This window comes from Inhella proteolytica (genome assembly GCF_016093275.1).
GTDB lineage: Bacteria > Pseudomonadota > Gammaproteobacteria > Burkholderiales > Burkholderiaceae_C > Inhella > Inhella proteolytica.
Window position 1 is genome coordinate 74831 of the sequence record NZ_JAEDAK010000004.1, and the last position, 22691, is coordinate 97521.

Below are 22691 nucleotides of genomic sequence, written 5' to 3' on the forward strand. Positions count from 1 at the left end.
TTTCATGAGCGACGCCAGCTTCAGCAAGTTCGTGCCCGGTTTCGAGTTTCTGCAAGGTCTGGTGAAGAACGCCGGCACCGCCCTGCCCGGCATCGGCCAATGGGTCGCGCCCACGCTCAACCCCGAGGAACTGGGCAAGCGCATCGAGGAACTGCGCACCGTGCAGTTCTGGCTGGAGCAGAACGCCCGCATGCTGGCCGCCACCATCCAGGCGCTGGAGGTGCAGCGCATGACGCTCTCGACGCTGAAGACCATGAACGTGCCGCTGCACGAGCTCAAGGAAGTGCTGAAGGTGCCCACGCCGGACATCTCCGCCTTCCCCGGCACGCTGCCCGGCATGGAGCCGGCCCTGCAGGCCGCGAACGTGGGCAAGAAGGTGGCCAAGGCGGCGGTGAAGGGGGCGGTTTCGGGCGCCAGCAAGGTGGCCAAGGCGGCCGCGGGCGAAAAGAAGGAGGCCCCGGCCCTGGGCGTGGACCCGATGCAGTGGTGGAACGCGCTCTCGCAGCAGTTCAGCCAGGTGGCGGCCAACGCCATGAAGGATTCCGCCACCGAGGCCGCCAAGGGTCTGGCGAGCAGTCTGGTCAAGCAGAGCATCGACGCCGCGGGCGACACCCTGCGCAAGGCTGCCAGCGTGCCGCAGGCGGTGATGGACGCGGCCGGCGGCATGGCGCGCAGCTCGGCCGGCAAGCCGGCGGCCAAGGCGGCTGCCGCGAGCCCCGCCCTGGCGCCCAGCCCTGCCAAACGCCCGACCAGCCGCCCAGCCAAGGCCGCCAAGAAGACGGCGCGCAAATCGGCTTGATGGAGCGCGCCGAGCGCCAGCGCCAACTGCTTTCGCGGCTGCGCCCCATCCTGGGCGAGGCCGGCCTGGTGGCGCGCGCGGCCGGCTTCGGCCCCTACGAGAGCGACGGCTTCACCGCCTACCGCGAGCGCCCGCTGGCGGTGGCCATCCCTGAAGACGAGAAGCAGCTGCGCGCCGTGCTGCAGGTCTGCAAGGAGCTGGGTACGCCCATCGTGCCGCGTGGCGCCGGCACCGGGCTTTCGGGCGGCGCCATGCCACACCCGGAAGGCCTGTCGATCAGCCTGGCGCGCCTGAACCGCATCCTGGCCATCGACCCCGCCGCGCGCACCGCGCGCGTGCAATGCGGCGTGCGCAACCTCGCCATCAGCGAGGCCGCGGCGGCCCACGGCCTGTACTACGCCCCCGACCCGAGCAGCCAGATCGCCTGCACCATCGGCGGCAATGTGGCCGAGAACGCCGGCGGCGTGCACTGCCTGAAGTACGGCCTGACCCTGCACAACGTGCTGGGCGTGCGCGGCTACACGGTCGAGGGCGAGCCGATTGAGCTGGGTTCGATGCGCGGCGCGCTGGACGCCGCCGGCCCCGACCTGCTGGCCTTGGCCATCGGCAGTGAGGGGCTGCTGTGTCTCGTCACCGAGGTGCTGGTACGCCTGACGCCCAAACCCGAAACCGCGCGCTGCCTGCTGGCCAGCTTTGCCGACGTGGCCCAGGCCGGTGCGGCCGTGGCGGCGCTGATGGCCGGCGCCATCACCCCCGCCGGGCTGGAGCTGATGGACGGACCGATGACCGCCGCCGTGGAGGACTTCGTGCACGCCGGCTACGACCTCAGCGCCGCCGCCATCCTGCTCTGCGAGGCCGATGGCACGCCCGAGGCGGTGGAGGCCGAGATCGCCGCCATGCGCCAGACCCTGCAGGCCTGCGGCGCCACGCGCATCGATGAAAGCCGCGACGAGGCCGAGCGCCTGCGCTTCTGGAGCGGGCGCAAGAACGCCTTCCCGGCCAGCGGCCGCGTCAGCCCCGATTACCTGTGCATGGACGCGTCCATCCCGCGCGCCCGCCTGGCCGAGATGCTCAACGCCATCGCCAGCCTGCAGCAGCGCTGGCATCTGCGCTGCTTCAACGTCTTCCATGCCGGCGACGGCAATCTGCACCCGCTGATCCTGTTCGACGCCAAGGACCCCGACCAGATCCGCCGCGCCGAGGGCTTTGGCGCCGAGATCCTGGAGCGCGCCGTGGCCATGGGCGGCAGCATCACCGGCGAGCACGGCGTGGGCATCGAGAAGCTCGGCGGCATGTGCGTGCAGTTCAGCCGCGCTGAGCTGGAGGCCTTTCACGCCATCAAGAGCTGCTGGGACGCCGACGGCCGCCTGAACCCGGGCAAGGCGATTCCGCAGCTGCACCGCTGCGCCGAGGCCGGCCAGCTCTGGGTGCGTGGCGGCCGCCTGCCCCACCCCGAGATCGAACGCTTCTGATGGCTGCCGACCCGCTGATCAGTCTGGCCGAGCGCGTGCGCGCCGCCGCATCCGAAGGCCATGCGCTGGAGCTGGTCGGCATGGCCAGCAAGCGCTTCTACGGCGAAACCCCGCGCGGCACGCCCTGGGTGCTGACGCGCGAGCCCGAGCTGCGCGGCCTGCGCGCTTACGAGCCGGCCGAGCGCGTCGTCACCGTGGGTGCGGCCACACCGCTGGCCGAGCTGGAGGACCTGCTGGCACGCCACGGCCAGATGCTGGCCTGCGAGCCGCCGCGCTTTGGCGGCGAGGGCACGGTGGGCGGGCTCATCGCCACCGGCCTGGCCGGCCCGGCCCGCGCCTACGCCGGCGGCGTGCGCGACAGCCTGCTGGGCCTGACCTTGATCGACGGCCAGGGCCAACTCCTGAAGTTCGGCGGCACGGTGATGAAGAACGTTGCCGGCTTTGACGCCGCACGCCTGATGGTGGGCGCGATGGGCACCCTGGGCTTGATCGCCGAGGCCAGCTTCAAGCTCAGCCCGCTGCCCGCCGCCAGCCTGACGCTGCGCTACGACCTGCCGCAGCAGGAGGACGGCCTGTACGCCATGCAGCAGGCCGCGCTGCAGGGCTTCCCCTTGAGCGCCAGCGCCTGGTGGAGCGGCCAGCTGCTGCTGCGCCTTTCCGGCGCGCCCGAGGCCCTGCAGGCCGCCGCACGCCGCCTGGGGGGCGATGCCCTGCCGGCCGAGCTGGCGGCGGCCTTCTGGGCCGGCCTGCGCCACCAGACGGACGAGTTCTTTGCCGGCGCCGTGCGCGCGCTGCAGGCCGGCAGCGGCATCTCGGTGTGGCGCCTGAGCCTGCCGGCCACCGCCCCCGAGCTGGCCGCGCCGGGCGAGCAGCTGGTGGAATGGGGCGGCGCGCTGCGCTGGCTGGTGACGCCGCTGAAACCCGCCGCGGTGCGCGAACTGGCCGAGCGCGTCGGCGGCCAGGCCACGCTCTATGCCGCGCTGGACAAGAATTGCCCCGTCTTCACCCCGGCCGAAGGCTTGCAGCGCCAGATCCGCCAGCGCCTGAAGGCGCGTTTCGACCCGAAAGGCATCTTCAACCCCGGCCGCCTGGGCCCGGAATGAATGGCCCACCCCCGAAGCGCCTGCGGCGCCTCCCACCGGGGGCTCATCCAGCCTGCGCCCGCAGGACGGGCGCAGTCCTTCGGAAAGGGGCGGCCGGCACGCCGGCCTTGCTCTTTCCTCAGCCAGTGGCCCGGCAGAGCCGGTTCCACGGTGGCACCCCATCGGCCAAGCAGCTTCGCCGGGGTGGTGTAAGCACAAGCAGTTGAAAATCCCCGGTCATGGCGACCCGCAACACCGTGCTGCTGACCGGCTTCGAGCCCTTCGGCGGCGACCCCGTCAACAGCTCCTGGGAGACCGCACGCGCGCTCGACGGTGCGGAGCTTCCGGGCGGCGTGAAAGTGCGGGCCTTGCAGCTGCCCTGCCGCTTCGGCAGCGCCCTGGGCGCCCTGCACGACGCCATCCAGAGCCAGCAGCCGCGCCTGGTGCTGGCGCTGGGGCAGGCCAGCAACCGCCGCGCGCTCTCGCTGGAGCGGGTGGCCATCAATCTGATCGACGCCCGCATCCCCGACAACGACGCCGTGCAGCCCATCGACGTGCCGGTGGTGCCCGGCGGCCCGGCGGCCTACTTCGCCACCCTGCCGCTCAAGCCCATGCTGCAGGCCCTGCTGGCGGCCGGCTACCCGGCCGAACTGAGCTGCACGGCCGGCAGCTATGTCTGCAACCAGGTCTTCTACGGCCTGCAGCACCGGCTGCGCCGCACCGTGGTGCCGAGCGGCTTTCTGCACCTGCCCAGCCTGAGCGGGCCGGAGCCCGCCCTGCCGCTGGAGCGCCTGGTGAGCGGCACGCGCCTGGCGCTGGAAGTGGCGCTGCAGCCACCCGCCGCATTGGCGGCCGGCTTCAGCGCCGGGCAGATTTCCTGATCAGTTCAGCGTCGCAGCCCAGAAGGCCTTGAGGGCCGCGTGGCCTTCGGCCTGGGCGCGCGCGTTGGCGGCCGGTGTGCCGCCGTTCTTCATCAAGCCGTCGTTGTAGTGCGTGGTCGGGCCCGTGCCGGTGCCGCCCAGGAAGTGGCCGGCCTCGGCATGGCGCAGCAGCATGGTCTTCAGGCCGGGTACCTGGGCGCGGCGATCGGCAAGCGCCTGGGCCATGCGGCCACTGTCCCAGACCTGGTCGTCGTCGCCGCCGAGCAGAAAGACCGGCGCGGCGATGCGCTCCACCGGGATGCGCGCCTTCTCGATCTGCGCCGGCGTGGCGGCGGCGCGGCCCTTGTCCAGCGGACGGCGGATGACGATGGGCTCGCCCAGCGCCGCGCCGGCGAACTCCTGCTGGAAGTCCTTGTAGGGCACGAAGTCCAGCGCCTGACCCTGCCAGGCAAAGCTGGAGCGTTTGCCCGGCTCCACGCCCTCGCCCCAACCTTCCCACACCACATCGCTGGGCACGATGGCGGCAATGCCCTTGATCCACGGCAGCCGGGTGCCGGCGATGAGCGCGAACTCGGCGCCCTTGCTGGTGCCCTGCACGCCGATGCGCGTGGCATCGACCTCGGGCTGTTCGGCCAACCAGGCGCGCGCCTGCTCCAGGCGTTCGATCGGGATGTCGACGAAGTTCGCCGGCAGCTCCGGCAACTCGGGCGGCTGCATGCCGCTGGGGCTCCAGCTGCGCGGCGAGTAGTAGGGCAGGGCCAGCACCGCATAGCCCTGCGAGGCCCAGAAGGGCGCATCGCGGTTGATGGCCGAGCCGCCCTCGCTGCCGCCCAGCAGGATCAAGGCCGGCCGCTTGGCTGCGCCGGCACGGTGGGCGAACAAGGCGCCAGGGAAGCCGGCCGGCTTGCGGGTCTGCACATCGGGCAGGGCCTGCGTCAGGCGCAGCTCGGCCTGGGCCAGGGGCTTGCCTTCGGCGTCGTGCAGCTGGAACTGGATGCGGTTGAACACCGGCTCCTTCACCTCGCCGTCTTGCATCCGCATCGACCACAGCAGGCCGCGCACATCGGCCCCGGCGTAGCTGCCGCCGGGCAGCGGCGCCTGCGCTGTCAGGTCGACACGGCCCTGCGCATCGGCCTGGAAGCGGGCCTCGGACATGAAGCGCCGCACCGGGCCGCTGAAGGTGCGCACCGTGCGCTCGGCGCGCAGCGTGACGGTCTGGCCCGGCTGCAGATCGGCCAGCGCCAGTTGCAGCGGCTCGCCCGCCAGCACGGGCTGATGGGTGTTGGTGTCGATGCGCTGGGCGCAGACGGGAACCGACAGGGCCAGCAGGCCGGCGGCGAACAAGGCACGACGCAGAACGTTCATCGGGGTCTCCAGATTGGAATGGGGGCGACTCTAGGAAGGCCCGTCATGCCCGGGGGTCCTGCCGCGACGAATCGCCAGCGCGTGCGCCGAATCGCCAAAGCCACGGCCTAGGATGCAGGCCTCCCCGCCACCAGCCCCGGCATGCACACCGAACTGGCCCCCGAACTTGCCCAGGACCGCCAGGCGCAGCGCGCGCGCGACCTGATCCAGTCCTGCGTGCACTGCGGCTTCTGCACCGCCACCTGCCCGAGCTACCAGGTGCTGGGCAACGAACTGGACAGCCCGCGCGGCCGCATCGCCCTGGTGCGCCAGCTGCTGCAGGGCGAAGCCGCCAGCGCCGCCACCCAGCAGCACCTGGACCGCTGCCTGAGCTGCCGCGCCTGCGAGACCACCTGCCCCTCGGGCGTGCGCTACGGCGAGCTGATCGACCTGGGCCGCGGCCTGGCCGACGCGCAGGCGCCCGCGCGGCCGCTGAAGGCCCGCCTGCTGCGCGCCCTGCTGGCGCGCTTCCTGCCCTCGCCGCTGTTCGGCCCTTCGCTGCGCCTGGGCCAGTGGCTGCGCCCGCTGCTGCCCGGCCGGCTGCGCCGCGCCGTGCCGCGCCGGCAGCGTGTGCTGCATCGCCCGGCCAAGGCCCAGCCGCGCCAGGTGCTGCTGCTGCGCGGCTGCGTGCAGCCGGCGCTGGCGCCCAACATCGAGGCCGCCACGCAGCGCGTGCTGGCGGTGCTGGGCGTGCAGGGCGTGCCCGTGGAAGGCTGCTGCGGCGCGCTGCGCGAGCACCTCGGCGCCCACGAAGCTGCAAGGCGCGACATGCAGGCCCTGGTGGCCGCCTGCGCGGGGCGCAGCGAGCCCATCGTCTCGAACGCCAGCGGCTGCGGGTTGATGGTCAAGGAGTACGGCCGCCACCTGCCCGGCGATGCCGCCGCGGCCGCCGTGGCCGAGCGCACCCAGGACCTGGGCGAATGGCTGCTCAGCCCCGCCCATCTGCCGCGCCTGCGCGCCGCGCTCAAGCCCGGCCCGCTGCCCAGCCTGGCCTGGCACCCGCCCTGCACGCTGCAGCATGGCCAGCGCCGCGCCGATCCGGTCGAGCAGGGCCTGCGCCAGCTGGGCTTCCAGCTGCAGCGCCCACGCGATGCGCATCTGTGCTGCGGCTCGGCCGGCACCTATTCGATCCTGCAGCCCGAGGTGGCGCAGGAACTGCGCGCGCGCAAGCTCGCCGCGCTGGACGAGCTGGGCGCCGAGCAGATCGTCAGCGCCAACATCGGCTGCATCAGCCACCTCAGCGACGCCAAGCCCGTGCGGCATTGGGTCGAGGTGCTGGCCGACCACCTGTCCGACTGAGCCCCCATGCTGAAACTGCCGAATCCCTGCTACGCCGTCATCTTCACCAGCCAGCGCCGCCCCGGCGACGAGGGCTATGCCGCCGCCGCCGAGCGCATGGCCGAGCTGGTCAAGCAGCAGCCCGGCTTCATCGATGTGCGAAGCGTGCGCGGCGCCGATGGCCTGGGCATCACCGTCTCCTACTGGGCCAGCCTGGAGGCCATCACCGCCTGGCGCGCGCAGGCCGAGCATGCCGCCACGCGCGAGCGCGGCCGGGCGCACTGGTACGCGCATTACGAGCTGCAGGTGGTGAAGGTCGAACGCGCCTACGACTGGCAGTCCGAGGCCGCCGGCACGGGCTCCTAAAATTCCGGGTTCTCCCCCAGTTCCTACCCGCCATGAGCCAAGCCGTCATCGAAGTCAGCGCCCAGGACCTGCAAGGCCCCGGCGTGATTGCCTGCCCCAATCCCAAGATGGCGCTGTGGAGCAGCCACCCCAAGGTCTACATCGACCTGACGCACGAGGGCCACAGCGGCCGCTGCCCCTACTGCGGCACCGAATACAAATTGAAGGCTGGCGAAGCGCTGCCGCACGGCCACTGACATGGTCCCCCCCGAAGTGCCTGCGGCACCTCCCCCCAGGGGGCGCCACCAGCGGCCCGGCAAAGCCGGCTCCGCGGTGGCACTTGATCGGGCCAGCTCACAGCGTCGCCTCTGCCTCACATCAGAAAGCTGACATGCCACGTCGCGCTCCCTTGGCCGTGCTGATGGCCAGCCCGGAAGACATCGAGACCCAGTTCTACGAGGCCCTGCAGAGCGCCGACCTGGAACGCTTGGTGTCCCTGTGGGTGGGCGACGAGGAGGTGCGCTGCCTGCACCCCGGCGGCCCGCTGCTGGTGGGCATCACCGCCATTCGCGCCAATTTCGAGGCCATGTTCGCGCGCGGCCCGGTGGCCGTGCAGCCCACCGAGGTGCGCAAGCTGCAGACCGAGCAGCTGGCCGTGCACCAGGTGCGCGAGCGCGTGCTGGTGCCCGGCCCCGAAGGCATGCAGGTGGCCTGGGTGTGGGCCAGCAATGTCTACCTGAAGACCGCCGAAGGCTGGCGCATGGTGCTGCACCACGCCAGCCCGGGCCAGCCCAACGACCAGCCGGAGCTGGCGCCGGGCAGCGGCGTGCTGCATTGAACCGGCTGCGCCGGCCGGCGCGCATCGCCGCCCCGCGCTGGCTGCCCGGCGGCCACGCGCAGACCATCTGGCCCAAGCTGTTCGCGCGCCTGCACCATGCGGCGCCGCCCGTGCTGCGGCGCGAGCGCTGGGACTCGCCGGACGGCGACTTCATCGACTGCGACTGGGTCGATGCCCCTGACCCAGAGCGGCAGACACGCCCGCTGCTGGTGCTCTTCCACGGCCTGGAAGGCAGCTCGGCCAGCCACTACGCGCAGGCCTTCGCCAGCCAGGCGCAGCAGCTCGGCTGGGGCTGCGCCCTGCCGCATTTCCGCGGCTGCTCGGGCGAGCTGAACCGCGCGCCGCGCGCCTACCACTCGGGCGACTTTGCCGAGATCGGTTGGATGCTGGCCCAGCTGCGCGCCCGCCACGCCGGCCCCCTGCTGGCGGTGGGCGTGAGCCTGGGCGGCAACGCGCTGCTGCGCTGGGCCCAGGAGGCGGGCGAGCAGGCGGGGCAGACGGTGCGCGCGCTCGCCGCCATCTCGGCGCCGCTGGACCTGGCCGCCGCCAGCCAGGCCATCCACCAGGGCCTGAACCGGGTCATCTACACGCGCTACTTCCTGCGCAGCATGATCCCCAAGGCCCTGCAGCAGCTGCAACGGCACCCCGGTCTGTTTGACGGCGCGGCCCTGGCGCGCGCGCGCAGCCTGATCGAGTTCGACGAACTCGTCACCGCGCCGCTGCATGGCTTTCGCAACGCCGCCGACTACTACGCCCGCGCCAGCGCCGGCCCGCAGCTGGCGCGCCTGCGCGTGCCCAGCCTGGTGCTGAATGCGCGCAACGACCCCTTCGTGCCCTTTCACAGCATGCCGGCCCCGCGCCGCTACGAGCAAGCGCCCATCACGCTGTGGCAACCTGCGCACGGCGGTCATGTGGGCTTCCCCACCGGGCGCTGGCCCGGCTCGGCCCTGGGCCTGCCGGGCAGCGTCTGTGCCTGGCTGGAACAGCATCTGGAGTGAGCATGTCCCTCAGCGCCTACCGATCCAGCCCGGCCGAACAAGAACGCACACGCGACCTGTTGAGCCTGAGCCCGGGATCCGGACGGCGCGCCCTGGACATCGGCGCCCGCGACGGGCATTTCTCTCGCCTGCTGGCCGAACGCTTCCAAGAGGTCGTGGCGCTCGACCTGCAGCGGCCGGAGTTTGAACACCCCGGGGTCCTGACCGTGCAGGGCGATCTCACCGCGCTGGACTTCCCCGACGGCGCGTTTGACTTCGTGCTCTGCGCCGAGGTGCTGGAGCACATCCCCCCGCAACTGCTGCACCAGGCCTGCCACGAACTGCAGCGCGTCTGCAGCGGCCGGCTGTTGATCGGCGTGCCCAACGGGCAGGACTTGCGCGTCGGGCGCACGACCTGCGCGCGCTGCGGGGGCTTCAACCCGCCCTGGGGCCATGTCAATCGCTTCAATGCCAGCAGCCTGGCGGCCCTGTTCCCCCAGTTCCGCGTCGCCGCCCACCATCTGGTGGGGCACACCCGCGAGCGCAGCAATGCGCTCAGCGCCTGGCTGATGGACCTGGCCGGCAACCCCTACGGTACCTATGCGCAGCAGGAGCCTTGCGTTCATTGCGGGGGCGGCATCGGCGCGCCCGCGCCACGCTCGCTAGGCCAGAAGGTGTTGACCAAGCTGGCCTTCTGGGCCCGCTGGCCCAGCGAAGCCCTGCACCCGCCGCGTGGCAATTGGCTGCACCTGCTGCTGGAACGACGCTGATGGATGACATCGTCAAGGCCGCGCTGGCCAAGTGGCCCCACGTGCCCGATTGCCGCGGCTGGCTGGCACTGGATGCACGCGGCGACTGGTACATGCGCGACGAGGCTTGCCAGCGCGCCGGCGCATTCCCCCACCCCAAGGGCAGCGTGGTGCGGCACGACAAGCTGCGCGAGTTCATCCAGCGCAATTACGAGTCCGACGCGCAAGGCGCTTGGTACTTCCAGAACGGCCCGCAGCGCGTCTACGTGGAGCTGGAGGCCGCGCCCCTGGTGCTGCGCCTGCTGGACGACGGGCGCATCCAGGCCCATACCGGCGAAGAACTGCAGGCCCTGAGCTGCTGGCTGGACGAGCAGGGCTGGCTCTACCTGCACACCTCGCGCGGCCTGGGCCTGGTGCACAGCCAGGACATGGGCCTGGCGGCCGAGCGCATCGAACGCGGCGAATGGATTCCGCAGGACATTACCCGCGCCGAACTGCCGCAGCGCTTCGGCTTCCAGCTGCGGCCGGCATGAAAAAAGCCGCCCGGTGGGGCGGCTTTTGCGGATGGGCCTGGACTTACTGAGCGGCCGAGGCGGGGGCCGCCGGGGCCTTGGGTTCGTCGAACTTGCCGCCGCCCTGGTTGGCCATGTAGACCACGGCGCGGGCGATCTCGAAGTCGGAGAAATCGCCGCCACCCTGGGCGCCCATGGCGCCCTTGCCCTTCAGGGCCGAGTTGAGCAGGGCCTCGAAGCCGGTCTTCACGCGCGGGCCCCAGGCGGCGGCGTCCGCCAGCTTGGGTGCGCCGGCAGCGCCGGTGCCGTGGCAGGCCGAGCACTGGGCCTGGTAGACCTGCTCGCCGGTCTTCATGGCGGCCATGTCGCCCGCGGCCTTCACTTCCACATGCCCGATGGGCTTGAGGCGCTCGGCGATCTTCTCGGCTTCCAGGCTTTCACTGCCGGCGGCCGGCTTGAACTGCCCGGACACGTAATTGGCCAGCAGGATGATCACGACGATGGGCACCATGAAGGCGAAGAACACGGCCCAGGCCAGTTGCTTCGGGGTCTTGATGGGGCCTTCGTGGGAATCGTGGGCTTCGTGGGTGTCGTGGCTCATGCCGTCCTCTTGTGGCTCTTGTGTTTCGGACCCTCGAAAAGGGCGCGGAAGTATAGCGGCGTGCTTTAGCCCCTAGAATGGCCGGCTTCGCTGCGACCGTGGTGAAGTGGATATCATGCGGCCCTCCGAAGGCCGCGTCGCAAGTTCGATTCTTGCCGGTCGCGCCACCTCTGCCGCTGGTTGAGCCAGCCTTCGCCTCCGAGCCCGCCTTGCCGCGGGCTCTTTGCTTCATGCGTCCTGCGCATGGAGGCCCGCATGGGCTTCCGCTACGCTGCGCCGATGCACGACGACACCCTGCCCCAAGCCGGCGCCGCGGAAGCCGCGCTGCGCGAAGCCGCCCTCGATTACCACCGCCTGCCCTCGCGCGGCAAGATCGCCGTGACGCCGACCAAGGCGCTGGCGAACCAGCGCGATCTCTCGCTGGCCTACTCGCCCGGGGTTGCCTATCCCTGCCTGGCCATCGAGGCCGACCCGAACTGCGCGGCCGAGTACACCTCGCGCGGCAACCTCGTCGGCGTCGTCACCAACGGCACCGCGGTGCTGGGCCTGGGCGACATCGGCCCGCTGGCCGCCAAGCCGGTGATGGAGGGCAAGGGCTGCCTGTTCAAGAAGTTCGCCGGCATCGATGTGTTCGACATCGAGCTCAACGAGAAGGATCCGGACAAGCTGGTCGAGCATATTGCCGCGCTCGAACCCACGCTGGGCGGCATCAACCTCGAGGACATCAAGGCGCCCGAGTGCTTCTACGTCGAGCGCAAGCTCAAGGAGCGCCTGAGCATCCCGGTCTTCCACGACGACCAGCATGGCACCGCCATCATCAGCGGCGCTGCGCTCTTGAATGCGCTGGAGCTGGTGGGCAAGCCGATCGGTGCGATCAAGCTGGTGGTCAGCGGTGCCGGTGCGGCGGCCATTGCCTGCCTGGACGTGATGGTGGGCCTGGGCGTGAAGCGCGAGCACATCTATGTGATCGACTCCAAGGGCGTGATCCAGAGCGAGCGCGCCGATGCCGCCAAGCTGGACGAGAGCAAACAGCGCTACTGCCAGCAGACCCCCGCACGCACGCTGGCCGATGCCATGCACGGCGCCGACGTGTTCCTGGGCTGCTCGGCCGCCGGGGTGCTGAAGCCCGAGATGGTGGCCACGATGGCTGCGCGCCCGGTGATCCTGGCGCTGGCCAACCCCGAGCCGGAGATCCGCCCCGAACTCGTCAAGCAGGTGCGCGACGACGCCATCATGGCCACCGGCCGCAGCGACTACCCGAACCAGGTCAACAACGTCCTGTGCTTCCCGTACATCTTCCGCGGCGCGCTGGATTGCGGCGCCACGCGCATCACCGAGGAAATGAAGCTGGCCTGCGTGCGCGAGATCGCCGCACTGGCCAAGGCCGAGATCAGCGACGAGGTGGCCGCGGCCTATGCCGGGCAGGAGCTGCACTTCGGGCCCGAGTACATCATTCCCAAGCCCTTTGACGCGCGCCTGATCCTGCGCATCGCCCCGGCCGTGGCCGAGGCGGCCGCCGCCAGCGGCGTGGCCACGCGTCCGATCAAGGACCTGGAGGCCTACCGCCAATCTCTGAGCCGCTTCGTCTACCAGACCGGCCTGGTGATGCGCCCGGTGTTTGCCGCCGCCAAGGCGCGCAAGGGCCGCGTGATCTATGCCGAGGGCGAGGACGAGCGCGCGCTGCGCGCCGCCCAGGTGGTGGTGGACGAAGGCCTGGCCCGGCCGATCCTGATCGGCCGCCCGGCGGTGATCGCCCAGCGCATCGCGCGCGCCGGCCTGCGCCTGGAGGTGGGCCGCGACATCGAGCTCGTCAACCCCGAGGACGACGCGCGCTACCGCGAATGCTGGGAGGACTACCAGCGCCTGATGGGCCGCGAGGGCGTCACCCCCAGCATGGCCAAGGCCGCGCTGCGCCGCTCGCACACCCTGATCGGCAGCATGCTGCTGCGCCGCGGTGATGCCGACGCGCTGCTCTGCGGCCTGGTGGGCCGCTTCGAGCAGCACCTCGACCATGTGCGCGACGTCATCGGCCTGCGCGAGGGCGCGCATTGCTTCGCCACCGTCAACGCCCTGCTGCTGGACGAGCGCACGCTCTTCCTGGCCGACACCTTCGTCAATGAGGAGCCAAGTGCCGAGCAACTGGCCGAGATCGCCGCGATGGCGGTGGACGAGTTGCGCCGCTTCGGCATTCCGCCCAAGGTGGCCTTCGTCTCGCACTCGATGTTCGGCAGCTCCACCCGCCCCTCGGCCAAGCGCATGCGCGAAGCCGCGAAACGCTTCAAGGCCCTGCGCCCGGGTGTGGCCTGCGACGGCGAGATGCACGGCGATGCCGCCCTGAGCGAGGAGATCCGCCGCAACTTCCTGCCCGAGACCACGCTCAGCGGCGAGGCCAACCTGCTGCTGCTGCCCAATCTGGACGCCGCCAACATCCTCTTCAATGTGCTGAAGATGACCGGCGGCCATGGCGTCACCGTCGGCCCCGTGCTGCTGGGGGCGGCCCAGCCGGTGCACATCCTCACGCCGTCGAGCACGGTGCGCCGCGTGGTCAACATGACGGCCCTGGCCGCGGCCGGCGCCCGCTGATGGCACCCGGGGCGCTGGGCCGGCGCGCGCTGCTGGGCCTGCTGCTGAGCGGCGGCACGGCGGTTCAGGCCCGGGTGGAGAGGCTACGCGCTCAAGGGCCCGTGTTGGAAAGACCACCAAGTGGTGGGCTGGTTTCCTCCCCGCACCGAGTTCCTGGCCGGCTGGACGGCCCCCCGCCACCCGGGCGCCCTGACCCTCCCCCGTCAGGCCGATCGCGCGGGTGTGCTCGCCGCACTCACCCCCTGCAACCAGCGCTGCAAGGTGCGCGTCCAGCGTTCGGTGGCGAAGTGCTGCGCCGCCAGCGGGCCGTAGCGCGCCACCAGTTCGGGGTCGACATGGCGCGCAAAGGCGGGGAACAGGGCGCGGCGGGCGACGTCCAGCTGGCGCAGCTGCAGCGGGATGCCCAGCTGCTGGGCGCTCCAGCGCGGCGACTCGGGGTTGCTGAAGTAGCCGGCATCGAGCTGACCACGCGCCACGCGCGTGAGGATGGCGCGGTCCGCCTCGGTGGCGGACACCACGTCCCAGCGGATGTCCAGGCCTTCTAGATCGGGCGGCAGCAGCAGGCCCAGGGCGGTGCCCACGTGCTGACCCAGCAAATCGGCCGCCTGCACGCGTTCGCGCCGCAGCAGCGGGTGCCCGGGCCGCAGGGCCACGAAGCTGTCCATGAAGAGTGAGGCCTCGGCCGCGAACTGCAGTACGCGCAGGCCCGCCACCGACAGGGTGAGCAGTGGCGCGAGCTCGGCGCTACCGTCCAGCAGGCTGCGCTGCACGCGCAGCGCGGTCATCACGGGCAGCCAGTCGAACTGCACGCCCAGCAGTGGCGCCAGTTCGGCGTCCATGAACTCGCGCAAGGCGCCCTGGGGCGGCGCCGCGCGCTGCGCGATGACGTAGGGCGGCAGCGAATGGGTGGCCACCCGCAGGCGCGCACTGGCTTCCTGCGCCCCGGCCGCACCGAACAGGCCGGACAAGCCCGAAAGCCCGAACACCCAACCCGCGCCGCCCAGCAGCGCCCGACGGCGTGGCCAGAGCATGGGGCTGGCCGTGGCCAGCCCCGGGGTGGACGAGGCGCGGACCGCCGGGCGCCTTGGAGGCCGCCCGCTCAGAACGAGGTCTGCGCCGAGAAGGTCAGCATCTTGTGGTCGCCGAAGAAGTCGTACCAGGTGGTGCGGTCCTTGGAGACGTCGTACTGGCCTTTAAGCGCCCAGTTCTTGTTGAGGTCGTAGCGCAGCGCCACGCTGCGGCTGCGGCGCGCCTCGATGCCCTGCGGCGGGTTGCCGAAGGCGGTGCCCAGGTCCTTGGTCTTGTAGTTGGACTGGGTCAGCATCGCCGTCCAATCGCCCACGCGGTAGCCCACGCCCAGCAGGTAGTAGTCGTACTGGGCCTTTGAAGTGTCTTGCTTGAAGCGGTTGAGCTCGCTGCGCAGCAGCCAGTTGGCGCCGTCGTAGTTCAGCGAGAGGGCAATGATGGTGGTCTGCAGATTGGGCACCCAGACCGTCTCGGGCTGGTCGTCGTAGGCCGGCGTCCAGGTGTTGGCCTTGTGGCGCATCACCATCACGCGGCCGTTCCATTCGTCTTTGGTGAGGGTGATGTAGGCGCCGTGGATGCCCTTCCACTTCTCGTTGGTCTTGGCGCCGTAATAGATTTTGGTGTTGTAGGGCGCGTTGTTGTGGGTGAAGCCGCCGGCCCAGACGTTGGCGTCCACCGTCACGCTGCCCCACTGGCCGCTGTAGGCGGCGTTGACGCCGTCGTAGGCGTAGATGGGCCAGCCGTAGACGTCTTGCGGCGGACGCACCCAGGGGTAGGCGGTGCCGATGTAGAGGAAGTCGGAGTAGTAGTACAGCGGGATGCGCTTGCGCCCGGCTTGCACGGTCCAGTGGTCGCTCACGGCCCAGGAGCCATAGGCCCAGTCCAGGGTGGGGCGGAAGTTGAAGTTGCCGGGCCGCGCCAGCACCTGGGCGGTGGCGGAGATGCTGTCGCTGAAGTGCAGCGTGCCCTGCAGGCCGATCAGTGATTCCTGATCCGCCTGCCAGCCCTTGTCCTTCTCGTAGACGCCCACGTATTCCCAGTTGGCGATGGCACAGGGGCAGTTCCAGTTGCCGGTGAGCGAGAAGGGCTTCTTGTCACCGGAGAGCACCTTGCCCACGGTGTATTGGCCGAAGCCGCTGAAGTTGAAACGCATGCCCTCGGCCAGGGCCGGGGCGTTGGCACCGAGCAGGGCGGCGGTGACGGTGAGAGTGGCAAGCACACGCATGGTCGGCTCCTTACTTGATGTCGGCGATCACGCGCACGCTGGCGTCGACCAGCGAGGCTTCGATGTAGCCCACCATGTTCGGGTTGGCGGCCACGAGCTTCTTCACCGCGGCGCCGTCGCCCCCTTCCTGCGGAGGCTGGCCCTTGCCGGTGAACATGATGCGTGACCAGTAGGCCTTCATCTGCGCCTCCGTCTTGCCAGCGGCTTTTTGATAGAAGCCGGCGTAGGGCGGCGTGCCGGCCTTCTGGTCGATCGGCACGGCGCGCTCGCCATTCGGAAAGCTCTTGGCCGTGCCCATGAAGATGGCGCTGAGCTCCTCGGCACTGAGCTTGGGCGGTGCCTTGCTGTTCGCGGCCACCACGGCCACCAAGTCAGCCGACTGGGCCTGCGCCCCCGGCAGAGCCGCCAGGGCGAGCAGCGCCCCCAGCACGCAACGACGTTCCCACGCAATTTCGTTCACAGCGACCTCCTGGAGTGCAAAGAACCCAGACCGGCACCGGGCCACCAGGGTGGTGGCGCGTGGGCTTATCTGATTCCTTCTTTGGAAGGAGGCGGCCTAGGGGAAGCGAGCATGTCGCGGGCATGCCGCAGTCGAAATTGCTGCGGCGCACAATTACCCCCTTCAACGACCAGGAGCTGCCGTGCGACGCGTGGTGTTCAACCAGAAGGGCGGGGTGGGCAAGTCCACCATCACGACGAATCTGGCGGCGATTGCCGCCGCCCAGGGCCAGCGCGTGCTGCTGATCGACCTGGACCGCCAGGCCAACTCCAGCCGCTACCTGATGGGCGACACACCGGCCGCCGAAGGCACGGGCAGCGCGCCCTTCTTCGAGAGCTCGCTGAAGTTCAGCGTGCGCCCGGCCAAGCCCGGCGACTTCATCACCGAAACGCCGTTCGAGAACCTGCACCTGATGCCGGCCTCGGGCGAGCTCGACGAGCTGCACACCAAGCTGGAAAGCCGACACAAGATCTACAAGTTGCGTGATGCACTGCAGGAGCTGGAGGCGGATTACGACCAGGTCTGGATCGACACCCCGCCGGCGCTGAACTTCTATACCCGCTCGGCGCTGATCGCCGCGCAGGGCTGCCTGATCCCCTTCGACTGCGACGAGTTCGCCCGCCGCGCGCTCTACGAACTGCTGGAGAACGTGCAGGAGATCCAGGCCGATCACAACCCCGACCTGCAGGTCGAAGGCATCGTCGTCAACCAGTTCCAGCCGCGCGCCAGCCTGCCGCAGCGCACCGTGCAGGCGCTGGTGGACGAAGGCCTGCCGGTGCTGCAGCCCTTCCTGAACAGCAGCGTGAAGGTGAAGGAAAGCCATGAGCGCGCGCTGCCCCTGGTGCATCTGGAGCCCAAGCACCCGCTGACGCTGGCCTACTGCCAGCTGTACGACGCGCTGGCCGAAGGCGACGCTGAATAAGTCCCCGTGATGGCGCGCGCCCTGGCTTGGGATGGGATGCAAGGCGCAAAGCACAGCCATAGCCCCAGCTATGGCGAGCATATGCAACGCCGCAGCCCGCCCAAGCCAGGGATGCGCGACGCACGAGGGACTTGCTCAGCGTTGCCCTAAGGCAGGGGCCCGAACACCGCGCTCAGCCGCGCCGCGCCCAGCGGGCTGAGCCCGAGCGCACGTTCGCCCGCACGGGCCTGCAGCCAGCCCTGTGCCAGTGCGTGCTGCAGCAGGGCACGCGGCCAGGGGCCGGCGAGGTGGTCGCGGCGTTCGCTCCAGTCCAGGCAAGGGTGTGCCGCGGCGCGCGGGCGCAGCCCCCGCGGCCGCCAGGGGGCGGGGTCCATGTCCAGGCTCCGCAGGCCGCGCAGGCCTTGCTCGGTCAGCAGCAGACCCGGCTCCTCGGCCCGCAGCCAACCGCGCTCCAGGCACTGCGATGCCAGGCACACGCCCAGGCGGCCGGCCAGATGGCCGTAGCAGCGGCGTGCATAGCGCAGTGCGGGCTGGCCGGCCCAGGCCTGCTCGGCGCGGCCGCGGTCGGCCACCAGTTGCAGGGCCTGCAGGGCCTGCGCCACCTCGGCATCGGCGAGCCGGTAGTAGCGATGGCGGCCGCGCGGCTCGCAGACCAGCCAGCCGGCATCCAGCAGCTTGCGCAGATGCGCGCTGGCGGTGGCCGCGCCCACGCCGGCGGCACGCGCCAACTCACCGGCGCTGGCCAGCTCGCCGCTCAGCAGATGGCTGAGCATGGCGGCGCGGCTGGGGTCGGCGATCAGGGTGGCCAGGCTGGCAAGCGAGTTCATCGGGGAGGCACTTGGGCGCGGTCGTGCAGGCCGTAGTCTCGGACCACCTCGGCCACGCGCAGCCGGTAGTCGGCGAACAGGCCGGCACGGCCCAGCGCCTGGGCGGCGCGGTGCTCGGGCTGCTCGCGCCAGGCCTTCACGCTGGCCTCGTCCTGCCAGAAGCTCAGCGAGAGCAGCCGGCCCGGCCGGCTCAGGCTTTCGAAGCGCTCAACCGACAGGAAGCCCGGCACGCGCTCCAGCTCGGCGCGTAGCGCGGCCGCCTGTGTCAGATAGGTCTCGCGCCCGGGGGCCGCGGGTTCGACTTCAAAGATCACGGCGAACACGCTCAGTCCGCCTGCACGGGTTCGGGAAAGCTGCGCCACTCGGCACGGATGAAGCGCTCGCGCGCAGCGAACTCGAAGTTGGCGCGTGCCTCCGGGTCGGCCTTCAGGCGGCTGCGATAGGCCTCGTACGCGGCCAGGGAATCGAAGGAGATCAGGCCCCAGGCCTCGGTGCTGCTGCCTTCGTGCGGCAGCCAGTAGCCGAGCAGGCGGCCGCCCAGGCGCGGAATGATGTGCAGCCAGGCCTGGGCATAGCGGCGGAAGTCTTCCTTGCGGAAGGGTTCGATCTCGTAGCGGATGAAGCAGGTGAGGGCCATGGCGGGCTCCGGGTGGGTCTAGGCCCTCACTGTGCGGGCCGCGCAGGTCGGAACACTTCGGCCGTGAACGAAGCATGAGCCCACTGCTACAGCGGGCGCACAACCGTTGCCCTGGGCGAAGGCCCGATGGGCGGGGCCGCGGCGCTGGGGTTCAATGCGCCCCTGTGAACCCCGCAGTCCTCCCCGCCCCCACCCTGCCGGCCGATCTGGACGGCGTGCTGCGCCTGGCCGCGCAGTCCATGTTCGAGCACTTTGCCGTGGCCGCCACCGGCATGATGCTGCTGGACCGCGAGCACCGCATCGTCTGGATCAGCGAGGGCTACAAGCACTTTCTGCCGGCCCTGGGCTTCACACATGAATCGGAGTTCGTCGGCCGCCGCGTCGAGGACGTGGTGCCCGGCACCCTGCTGGCCGAGGTCATCGACAGCGACCGCCCCATCCTCGTCGACCTGCTGACCAACCGCGCCGGCACCTTCGTGGTGAGCCGCCTGCCCCTGCACGACGCGCAGGGCCAGGTCATCGGCGCCATCGGCCTGGTGCTGGCCGACCAGACCAAGCTGCAGCCGGTGGTGCAGAAGTTCGCCCACCTGCAGCAGCAGCTGGACGACGCACGCCGCCAGCTGAGCGAGCAGCGCCGGCCCAAGTACACGATCAGCAGCTTCATCGGCGTGAGCCCGGCGGCGCAGGAGGTGAAGCGCCAGGCGCGCAAGGTGGCCGCGCTCGATTCGAGCGTGCTGCTGCTGGGCGAGACCGGCACCGGCAAGGAGCTGCTGGCCCATGCCATTCACGCCGCCAGCCCGCGCGCCAGCAAACCCCTGGTGGGCCTGAACATCGCTGCCATCCCCGACACCTTGCTGGAGGCCGAGCTGTTCGGCGTGGCCGGCGGTGCCTTCACCGGCGCTGACCGCAAGGGCCGCGAGGGCAAGTTCGCCATCGCCGACGGCGGCACCCTGTTCCTGGACGAGATCGGCGACATGCCGCTGGCGCTGCAGAGCAAGCTGCTGCGCGTGCTGCAGGAGCAGGAGTTCGAGCCCCTGGGCTCCAACACCGTACGGCGCGTGGACCTGCGCGTCATCGCCGCCACCAGTCGCGACCTACCCTCGATGGTGGCGCGCAACGAGTTCCGTGCCGACCTGTACTACCGCCTGGCCGTGCTGCCGATCCGCGTGCCGCCGCTGCGCGAGCGCCGCGAAGACCTCGAAGCCCTGGCCGAGGCGCTGGGCGAGGACATCGCGCGCCGCTCCGGCATGCCGCAGCGCACGCTGGAGCCCGACGCCCTGGCCCTGCTGGCCGCGCAGCCCTGGCCCGGCAACATCCGCGAACTGCGCAATGTGCTGGAGCAGGCCAGCCTGATGAGCGATGCGCTGCGCCTGGAGGCGCGGCATTTCGCCGGCCTGCTTCCAGGCGGCACGGCCGCCGCTGCGGCGCCGGGTGCGCCCGCCCGCATCAGCGCCCCGGCGGTCGACGCCACCGATCCGGCCGCCGCCCTGCGCCCCCTGCCCGAGCAGATTGCCGAGCTGGAACGCCGCGCCATCGCCGCCGCCCTGGCCCACACCCAGGGCAACAAGGTGGCCACGGCCAAGCTGCTGCGCATCTCGCGCGCGGCCCTGTACGAGAAGCTGGCGCTGTACGGACTCTGAGCAGCTGTCCGGTTTCCGGACAGCTGCTGTTGGCGCGTTCACCGGCCCTGTACGGAATCCGGGCAATCCAGCGCCTGATGGGCCATGGCCGCCCGGCAAAGTCCGGGTGAACCCGCAATGGCACGGGGCTTGCACCCTTTGCGCCCAGCGCCGGCCCTGTCCCCGTGGGGCCGCCTTCAGGAGACCCCATGCTGAACCGCCGCTCTCTGGCCCATACCGCGGCTGCCGCCGCCCTGCTTGCCCTCAGCTGCGCCGCCCAGGCCCAGGGCAAGGACATCCGCATCGCCCATGTCTACAGCAAGAGCGGCCCGCTGGAGGCCTATGGCAAACAGACGCACACCGGCCTGCTGCTGGGCCTGCAGTACGCCACCGGCGGCACGATGACCGTGGCGGGCCGCAAGATCGTCGTGCTGGAGAAGGACGACCAGGGCAAGCCCGACGTGGGCAAGAACCTGCTGGCCGCCGCCTACGCGGACGACAAGGTGGACCTGGCCGTTGGCCCCACCAGCTCTTCGGTGGCCCTGGCCCTGCTACCGGTGGCCGAGGAGGCCGGCAAGATCCTGCTGGTGGAGCCCGCCGTGGCCGACTCCATCACCGGCGAGAAGTGGAACCCCTACATCTTCCGCACCGGCCGCAACAGCTCGCAGGACGCCATCGCCAACGCCGTGGCGCTGGACAAGCCCGGCACCCACATCGCCACCCTGGCGCAGGACTACGCCTTCGGCCGCGACGGCGTGAAGGCCTTCCGCGAGGCGCTCAAGACCGCCAAGCTGGTGCACGAGGAATACCTGCCCACCAGCACCACCGACTTCACCGCCGGTGCGCAGCGTTTGATCGACAAGCTCAAGGGCCTGCCGGGCCGCAAGATCGTCTTCATCCTCTGGGCCGGCGCGGGCAACCCCTTCAAGATCGCCGACCTGGACCTGAAGCGCCACGGCATCGAGATCGCCACCGGCGGCAACATCCTGCCGGCCATGACGGCATACAAAGCTTTCCCCGGCATGGAGGGCGCGGCCTACTACTACTTCGGCATGCCCAAGAACCCGGCCAACGAGTGGCTGGTGGCCAACCACTACAAGCAGTTCAAGACCCCGCCCGACATGTTCACCGCCGGCGGCATGACGGCCGGCATCGCCATCGTCGAGGCGCTGAAAAAGACCGGCGGCGACAGCAAGACCGCCAAGCTGCAGGCCGCCATGAAGGGCATGAAGTTCCAGAGTCCGAAGGGCGAGATGTGGTTCCGCGCCGAGGACCACCAGGCCATGCAGTCGATGTTCCATTTCAAGATCAAGGTGGACCCGGCGTTCGAGTGGGGCGTGCCGGAGCTGGTGCGGGAGATCAAGCCGGCGGACATGAGCATCCCGATCCGCAACAAGTCCTGATCGCTCGGCTACTGCGCGACCACAGGCCGTCGTTGCGGGTCCTCCCGTGGATCCTCACGTACAGGAAGTACGTTCCGGTCCACGGGTCCCCCCGCGTCTAGTCCCGCGGCCGCTCGCTACGCCTCGAACTCTGGAAACCCGAATTCACCAACGTGCTCGAAACCCAAGACCTGACGATCCGCTTCGGCGGCCATGTGGCCGTCGACCGCGTGTCCTGCAGCTTCCAGCCCGGCACGCTGACGGCCATCGTCGGCCCCAACGGCGCGGGCAAGACGACCTACTTCAACCTCATCAGCGGGCAGCTGCCCGCCAGTGGCGGGCGGGTGCTCTTGAACGGTGAGGACCTGACGCGGCTGAGCGCGCCGCAGCGCACGCGCCGGGGGCTGGGGCGGGCGTTTCAGCTGACGCAGCTGTTCCCGCACCTCACCGTGCTGGAGAACGTGCGCTTGGCGGTGCAGGCGCGTTGCGGGATGGGGCTGCGGCTGTTCTCGGTGTGGCTGCAGCATCGTTCGCTGATCGACGAATCCATGGCCTTGCTGGAGCGCGTGCGTTTGGCCGCGCGTGCTGACAGCCTGGCGGCGAGCTTGCCGCATGGGGATCAGCGCAAGCTGGAAGTGGCGCTGTTGATGGCGCTGCAGCCCAAGGTCTATCTGTTCGATGAACCCACCGCGGGCATGAGCGTGGATGAGGTGCCGGTGGTGCTGGATCTGATTCGCGATCTGAAGCGCGAGGGGCGTCACACCATCCTTTTGGTGGAACACAAGATGGATGTGGTGCGTGAGCTGGCGGATCGGATCGTGGTGTTGCACCAGGGGGCTTTGGTCGCGGATGGCGAGCCTGCTTCTGTGATGGCTTCGGCTGTGGTGCAGAACGCGTATCTTGGAGTGGCAGCGTGAGCTCGGTTGCTTGTTGCTCGTTGCAGCCCGCAGGGGCTTCACCCCTGCACCCGACCCGCATTTCTTTGCTGCGCCAAAGAAACGCGGGGCAAAGAAAGGCGCCAATGCGCACAGTC

24 protein-coding genes and 1 tRNA gene are annotated in these 22691 nt (G+C 70.4%); 17 read left to right on the forward strand and 8 right to left on the reverse strand.

Annotated features, from left to right (window positions below; genetic code table 11):
- The first annotated feature begins 4 nt into the window (after positions 1-4).
- From I7X39_RS07230 to pcp, 4 genes are all read left to right on the forward strand, one after another.
- Entirely contained in the window at positions 5-799 is a 795-nt protein-coding gene (locus I7X39_RS07230) for a PhaM family polyhydroxyalkanoate granule multifunctional regulatory protein (protein ID WP_198110312.1), read from the forward strand.
- Positions 799-2271 (forward strand): FAD-linked oxidase C-terminal domain-containing protein, encoded by a 1473-nt coding sequence (locus I7X39_RS07235; RefSeq protein WP_198110313.1) that lies wholly within the window; start codon positions 799-801, stop codon positions 2269-2271. Before I7X39_RS07230 ends, I7X39_RS07235 begins: the two co-directional genes overlap by 1 nt.
- Positions 2271-3374, forward strand: coding sequence for a glycolate oxidase subunit GlcE (gene glcE / locus I7X39_RS07240; protein WP_198110314.1), 1104 nt, complete (start codon positions 2271-2273; stop codon positions 3372-3374). Before I7X39_RS07235 ends, glcE begins: the two co-directional genes overlap by 1 nt.
- A 218-nt stretch (positions 3375-3592) precedes the next feature.
- Positions 3593-4234 (forward strand): pyroglutamyl-peptidase I, encoded by a 642-nt coding sequence (gene pcp, locus I7X39_RS07245; protein WP_198110315.1) that lies wholly within the window; start codon positions 3593-3595, stop codon positions 4232-4234.
- Here pcp and I7X39_RS07250 read toward each other — a convergent pair whose 3' ends face one another.
- The gene (locus I7X39_RS07250) at positions 4235-5599 is read right to left on the reverse strand and encodes an acyl-CoA thioesterase/BAAT N-terminal domain-containing protein (RefSeq protein WP_198110316.1); all 1365 of its coding nucleotides are present in this window, start codon (positions 5597-5599) and stop codon (positions 4235-4237) included.
- Positions 5600-5740: 141 nt separating this feature from the next.
- Here I7X39_RS07250 and glcF point away from each other — a divergent pair, with 141 nt between their 5' ends.
- The 7 genes from glcF to I7X39_RS07285 all read left to right on the forward strand — a co-directional run bounded on the left by glcF (position 5741) and on the right by I7X39_RS07285 (position 10358).
- Positions 5741-6937, forward strand: a complete 1197-nt coding sequence (gene glcF / locus I7X39_RS07255; RefSeq protein WP_198110317.1) for a glycolate oxidase subunit GlcF — start codon at positions 5741-5743, stop codon at positions 6935-6937.
- Positions 6938-6943: 6 nt separating this feature from the next.
- Entirely contained in the window at positions 6944-7282 is a 339-nt protein-coding gene (locus I7X39_RS07260; protein ID WP_198110318.1) for an antibiotic biosynthesis monooxygenase family protein, read from the forward strand.
- Between the two features lie 32 nt (positions 7283-7314).
- Positions 7315-7518: a zinc-finger domain-containing protein gene (locus I7X39_RS07265; RefSeq protein WP_198110319.1), complete on the forward strand. Its 204-nt coding sequence runs from the start codon at positions 7315-7317 to the stop codon at positions 7516-7518.
- 134 nt (positions 7519-7652) lie between these two features.
- Positions 7653-8099 carry a YybH family protein gene (locus tag I7X39_RS07270; protein WP_198110320.1) on the forward strand — a complete coding sequence of 149 codons (447 nt, stop codon included), beginning with the start codon at positions 7653-7655 and terminating at the stop codon, positions 8097-8099.
- Complete coding sequence (locus I7X39_RS07275; RefSeq protein WP_375140753.1) at positions 8096-9097, forward strand: YheT family hydrolase; 1002 nt, start codon at positions 8096-8098, stop codon at positions 9095-9097. Before I7X39_RS07270 ends, I7X39_RS07275 begins: the two co-directional genes overlap by 4 nt.
- Before the next feature lie 2 nt (positions 9098-9099).
- Positions 9100-9846 carry a class I SAM-dependent methyltransferase gene (locus I7X39_RS07280; RefSeq protein ID WP_198110321.1) on the forward strand — a complete coding sequence of 249 codons (747 nt, stop codon included), beginning with the start codon at positions 9100-9102 and terminating at the stop codon, positions 9844-9846.
- The gene (locus I7X39_RS07285) at positions 9846-10358 is read left to right on the forward strand and encodes a DUF2946 family protein (protein WP_198110322.1); all 513 of its coding nucleotides are present in this window, start codon (positions 9846-9848) and stop codon (positions 10356-10358) included. Before I7X39_RS07280 ends, I7X39_RS07285 begins: the two co-directional genes overlap by 1 nt.
- 43 nt (positions 10359-10401) lie before the next feature.
- Here I7X39_RS07285 and I7X39_RS07290 read toward each other — a convergent pair whose 3' ends face one another.
- Positions 10402-10938, reverse strand: a complete 537-nt coding sequence (locus tag I7X39_RS07290) for a c-type cytochrome (protein ID WP_198110323.1) — start codon at positions 10936-10938, stop codon at positions 10402-10404.
- A gap of 92 nt (positions 10939-11030) precedes the next feature.
- Between I7X39_RS07290 and I7X39_RS07295 the strand changes: the two genes are divergently transcribed.
- Both I7X39_RS07295 and I7X39_RS07300 read left to right on the forward strand, forming a co-directional pair.
- Positions 11031-11105, forward strand: a tRNA-Arg gene (locus I7X39_RS07295).
- Between the two features lie 88 nt (positions 11106-11193).
- Positions 11194-13521: an NADP-dependent malic enzyme gene (locus tag I7X39_RS07300; RefSeq protein WP_310739888.1), complete on the forward strand. Its 2328-nt coding sequence runs from the start codon at positions 11194-11196 to the stop codon at positions 13519-13521.
- 203 nt (positions 13522-13724) lie between these two features.
- Here I7X39_RS07300 and I7X39_RS07305 read toward each other — a convergent pair whose 3' ends face one another.
- From I7X39_RS07305 to I7X39_RS07315, 3 genes are all read right to left on the reverse strand, one after another.
- Positions 13725-14552 carry a hypothetical protein gene (locus tag I7X39_RS07305; protein WP_198110324.1) on the reverse strand — a complete coding sequence of 276 codons (828 nt, stop codon included), beginning with the start codon at positions 14550-14552 and terminating at the stop codon, positions 13725-13727.
- Between the two features lie 68 nt (positions 14553-14620).
- A complete protein-coding gene (locus tag I7X39_RS07310; protein WP_198110325.1) occupies positions 14621-15772 on the reverse strand; it encodes a porin in 1152 nt (383 codons plus the stop codon).
- 10 nt (positions 15773-15782) lie between these two features.
- Positions 15783-16232, reverse strand: a complete 450-nt coding sequence (locus I7X39_RS07315; protein WP_198110326.1) for a type 2 periplasmic-binding domain-containing protein — start codon at positions 16230-16232, stop codon at positions 15783-15785.
- A gap of 181 nt (positions 16233-16413) precedes the next feature.
- On the opposite strand from I7X39_RS07315, the gene I7X39_RS07320 reads away from it, so the two are divergent.
- Positions 16414-17193: a ParA family protein gene (locus I7X39_RS07320; protein ID WP_198110327.1), complete on the forward strand. Its 780-nt coding sequence runs from the start codon at positions 16414-16416 to the stop codon at positions 17191-17193.
- Positions 17194-17339: 146 nt separating this feature from the next.
- On the opposite strand, the gene I7X39_RS07325 is transcribed toward I7X39_RS07320, so the two are convergent.
- The 3 genes from I7X39_RS07325 to I7X39_RS07335 are packed head-to-tail and all read right to left on the reverse strand — an operon-like array spanning position 17340 to position 18657.
- Positions 17340-18020: an ArsR/SmtB family transcription factor gene (locus I7X39_RS07325; RefSeq protein WP_198110328.1), complete on the reverse strand. Its 681-nt coding sequence runs from the start codon at positions 18018-18020 to the stop codon at positions 17340-17342.
- Entirely contained in the window at positions 18017-18343 is a 327-nt protein-coding gene (locus I7X39_RS07330) for an antibiotic biosynthesis monooxygenase family protein (RefSeq protein WP_198110329.1), read from the reverse strand. The genes I7X39_RS07325 and I7X39_RS07330 overlap by 4 nt, the downstream gene beginning before the upstream one ends.
- 2 nt (positions 18344-18345) lie before the next feature.
- Positions 18346-18657 carry an NIPSNAP family protein gene (locus I7X39_RS07335; protein WP_198110330.1) on the reverse strand — a complete coding sequence of 104 codons (312 nt, stop codon included), beginning with the start codon at positions 18655-18657 and terminating at the stop codon, positions 18346-18348.
- Positions 18658-18821: 164 nt separating this feature from the next.
- Here I7X39_RS07335 and I7X39_RS07340 point away from each other — a divergent pair, with 164 nt between their 5' ends.
- From I7X39_RS07340 to I7X39_RS07350, 3 genes are all read left to right on the forward strand, one after another.
- The gene (locus I7X39_RS07340) at positions 18822-20297 is read left to right on the forward strand and encodes a sigma-54 interaction domain-containing protein (protein WP_375140754.1); all 1476 of its coding nucleotides are present in this window, start codon (positions 18822-18824) and stop codon (positions 20295-20297) included.
- 188 nt (positions 20298-20485) lie between these two features.
- Positions 20486-21679: a substrate-binding domain-containing protein gene (locus I7X39_RS07345; protein WP_375140755.1), complete on the forward strand. Its 1194-nt coding sequence runs from the start codon at positions 20486-20488 to the stop codon at positions 21677-21679.
- A gap of 152 nt (positions 21680-21831) precedes the next feature.
- A complete protein-coding gene (locus I7X39_RS07350) occupies positions 21832-22575 on the forward strand; it encodes an ABC transporter ATP-binding protein (RefSeq protein WP_198110332.1) in 744 nt (247 codons plus the stop codon).
- The last annotated feature ends 116 nt before the right edge of the window (positions 22576-22691 follow it).

Bases quoted from the DNA above. Each gene is read 5' to 3' on its own strand.
- I7X39_RS07270 (WP_198110320.1), top strand. From the start codon at position 7,653: ATGCCACGTCGCGCTCCCTTGGCCGTGCTGATGGCCAGCCCGGAAGAC.
- I7X39_RS07260 (WP_198110318.1), top strand. From the start codon at position 6,944: ATGCTGAAACTGCCGAATCCCTGCTACGCCGTCATCTTCACCAGCCAG.
- I7X39_RS07280 (WP_198110321.1), top strand. From the start codon at position 9,100: ATGTCCCTCAGCGCCTACCGATCCAGCCCGGCCGAACAAGAACGCACA.
- I7X39_RS07305 (WP_198110324.1), bottom strand. From the start codon at position 14,552: ATGCTCTGGCCACGCCGTCGGGCGCTGCTGGGCGGCGCGGGTTGGGTG.
- pcp (WP_198110315.1), top strand. From the start codon at position 3,593: ATGGCGACCCGCAACACCGTGCTGCTGACCGGCTTCGAGCCCTTCGGC.
- I7X39_RS07310 (WP_198110325.1), bottom strand. From the start codon at position 15,772: ATGCGTGTGCTTGCCACTCTCACCGTCACCGCCGCCCTGCTCGGTGCC.
- I7X39_RS07325 (WP_198110328.1), bottom strand. From the start codon at position 18,020: ATGAACTCGCTTGCCAGCCTGGCCACCCTGATCGCCGACCCCAGCCGC.
- I7X39_RS07285 (WP_198110322.1), top strand. From the start codon at position 9,846: ATGGATGACATCGTCAAGGCCGCGCTGGCCAAGTGGCCCCACGTGCCC.
- I7X39_RS07235 (WP_198110313.1), top strand. From the start codon at position 799: ATGGAGCGCGCCGAGCGCCAGCGCCAACTGCTTTCGCGGCTGCGCCCC.
- I7X39_RS07290 (WP_198110323.1), bottom strand. From the start codon at position 10,938: ATGAGCCACGACACCCACGAAGCCCACGATTCCCACGAAGGCCCCATC.
- I7X39_RS07265 (WP_198110319.1), top strand. From the start codon at position 7,315: ATGAGCCAAGCCGTCATCGAAGTCAGCGCCCAGGACCTGCAAGGCCCC.
- I7X39_RS07230 (WP_198110312.1), top strand. From the start codon at position 5: ATGAGCGACGCCAGCTTCAGCAAGTTCGTGCCCGGTTTCGAGTTTCTG.
- I7X39_RS07335 (WP_198110330.1), bottom strand. From the start codon at position 18,657: ATGGCCCTCACCTGCTTCATCCGCTACGAGATCGAACCCTTCCGCAAG.
- I7X39_RS07300 (WP_310739888.1), top strand. From the start codon at position 11,194: ATGGGCTTCCGCTACGCTGCGCCGATGCACGACGACACCCTGCCCCAA.
- glcF (WP_198110317.1), top strand. From the start codon at position 5,741: ATGCACACCGAACTGGCCCCCGAACTTGCCCAGGACCGCCAGGCGCAG.
- I7X39_RS07345 (WP_375140755.1), top strand. From the start codon at position 20,486: ATGCTGAACCGCCGCTCTCTGGCCCATACCGCGGCTGCCGCCGCCCTG.
- I7X39_RS07250 (WP_198110316.1), bottom strand. From the start codon at position 5,599: ATGAACGTTCTGCGTCGTGCCTTGTTCGCCGCCGGCCTGCTGGCCCTG.
- glcE (WP_198110314.1), top strand. From the start codon at position 2,271: ATGGCTGCCGACCCGCTGATCAGTCTGGCCGAGCGCGTGCGCGCCGCC.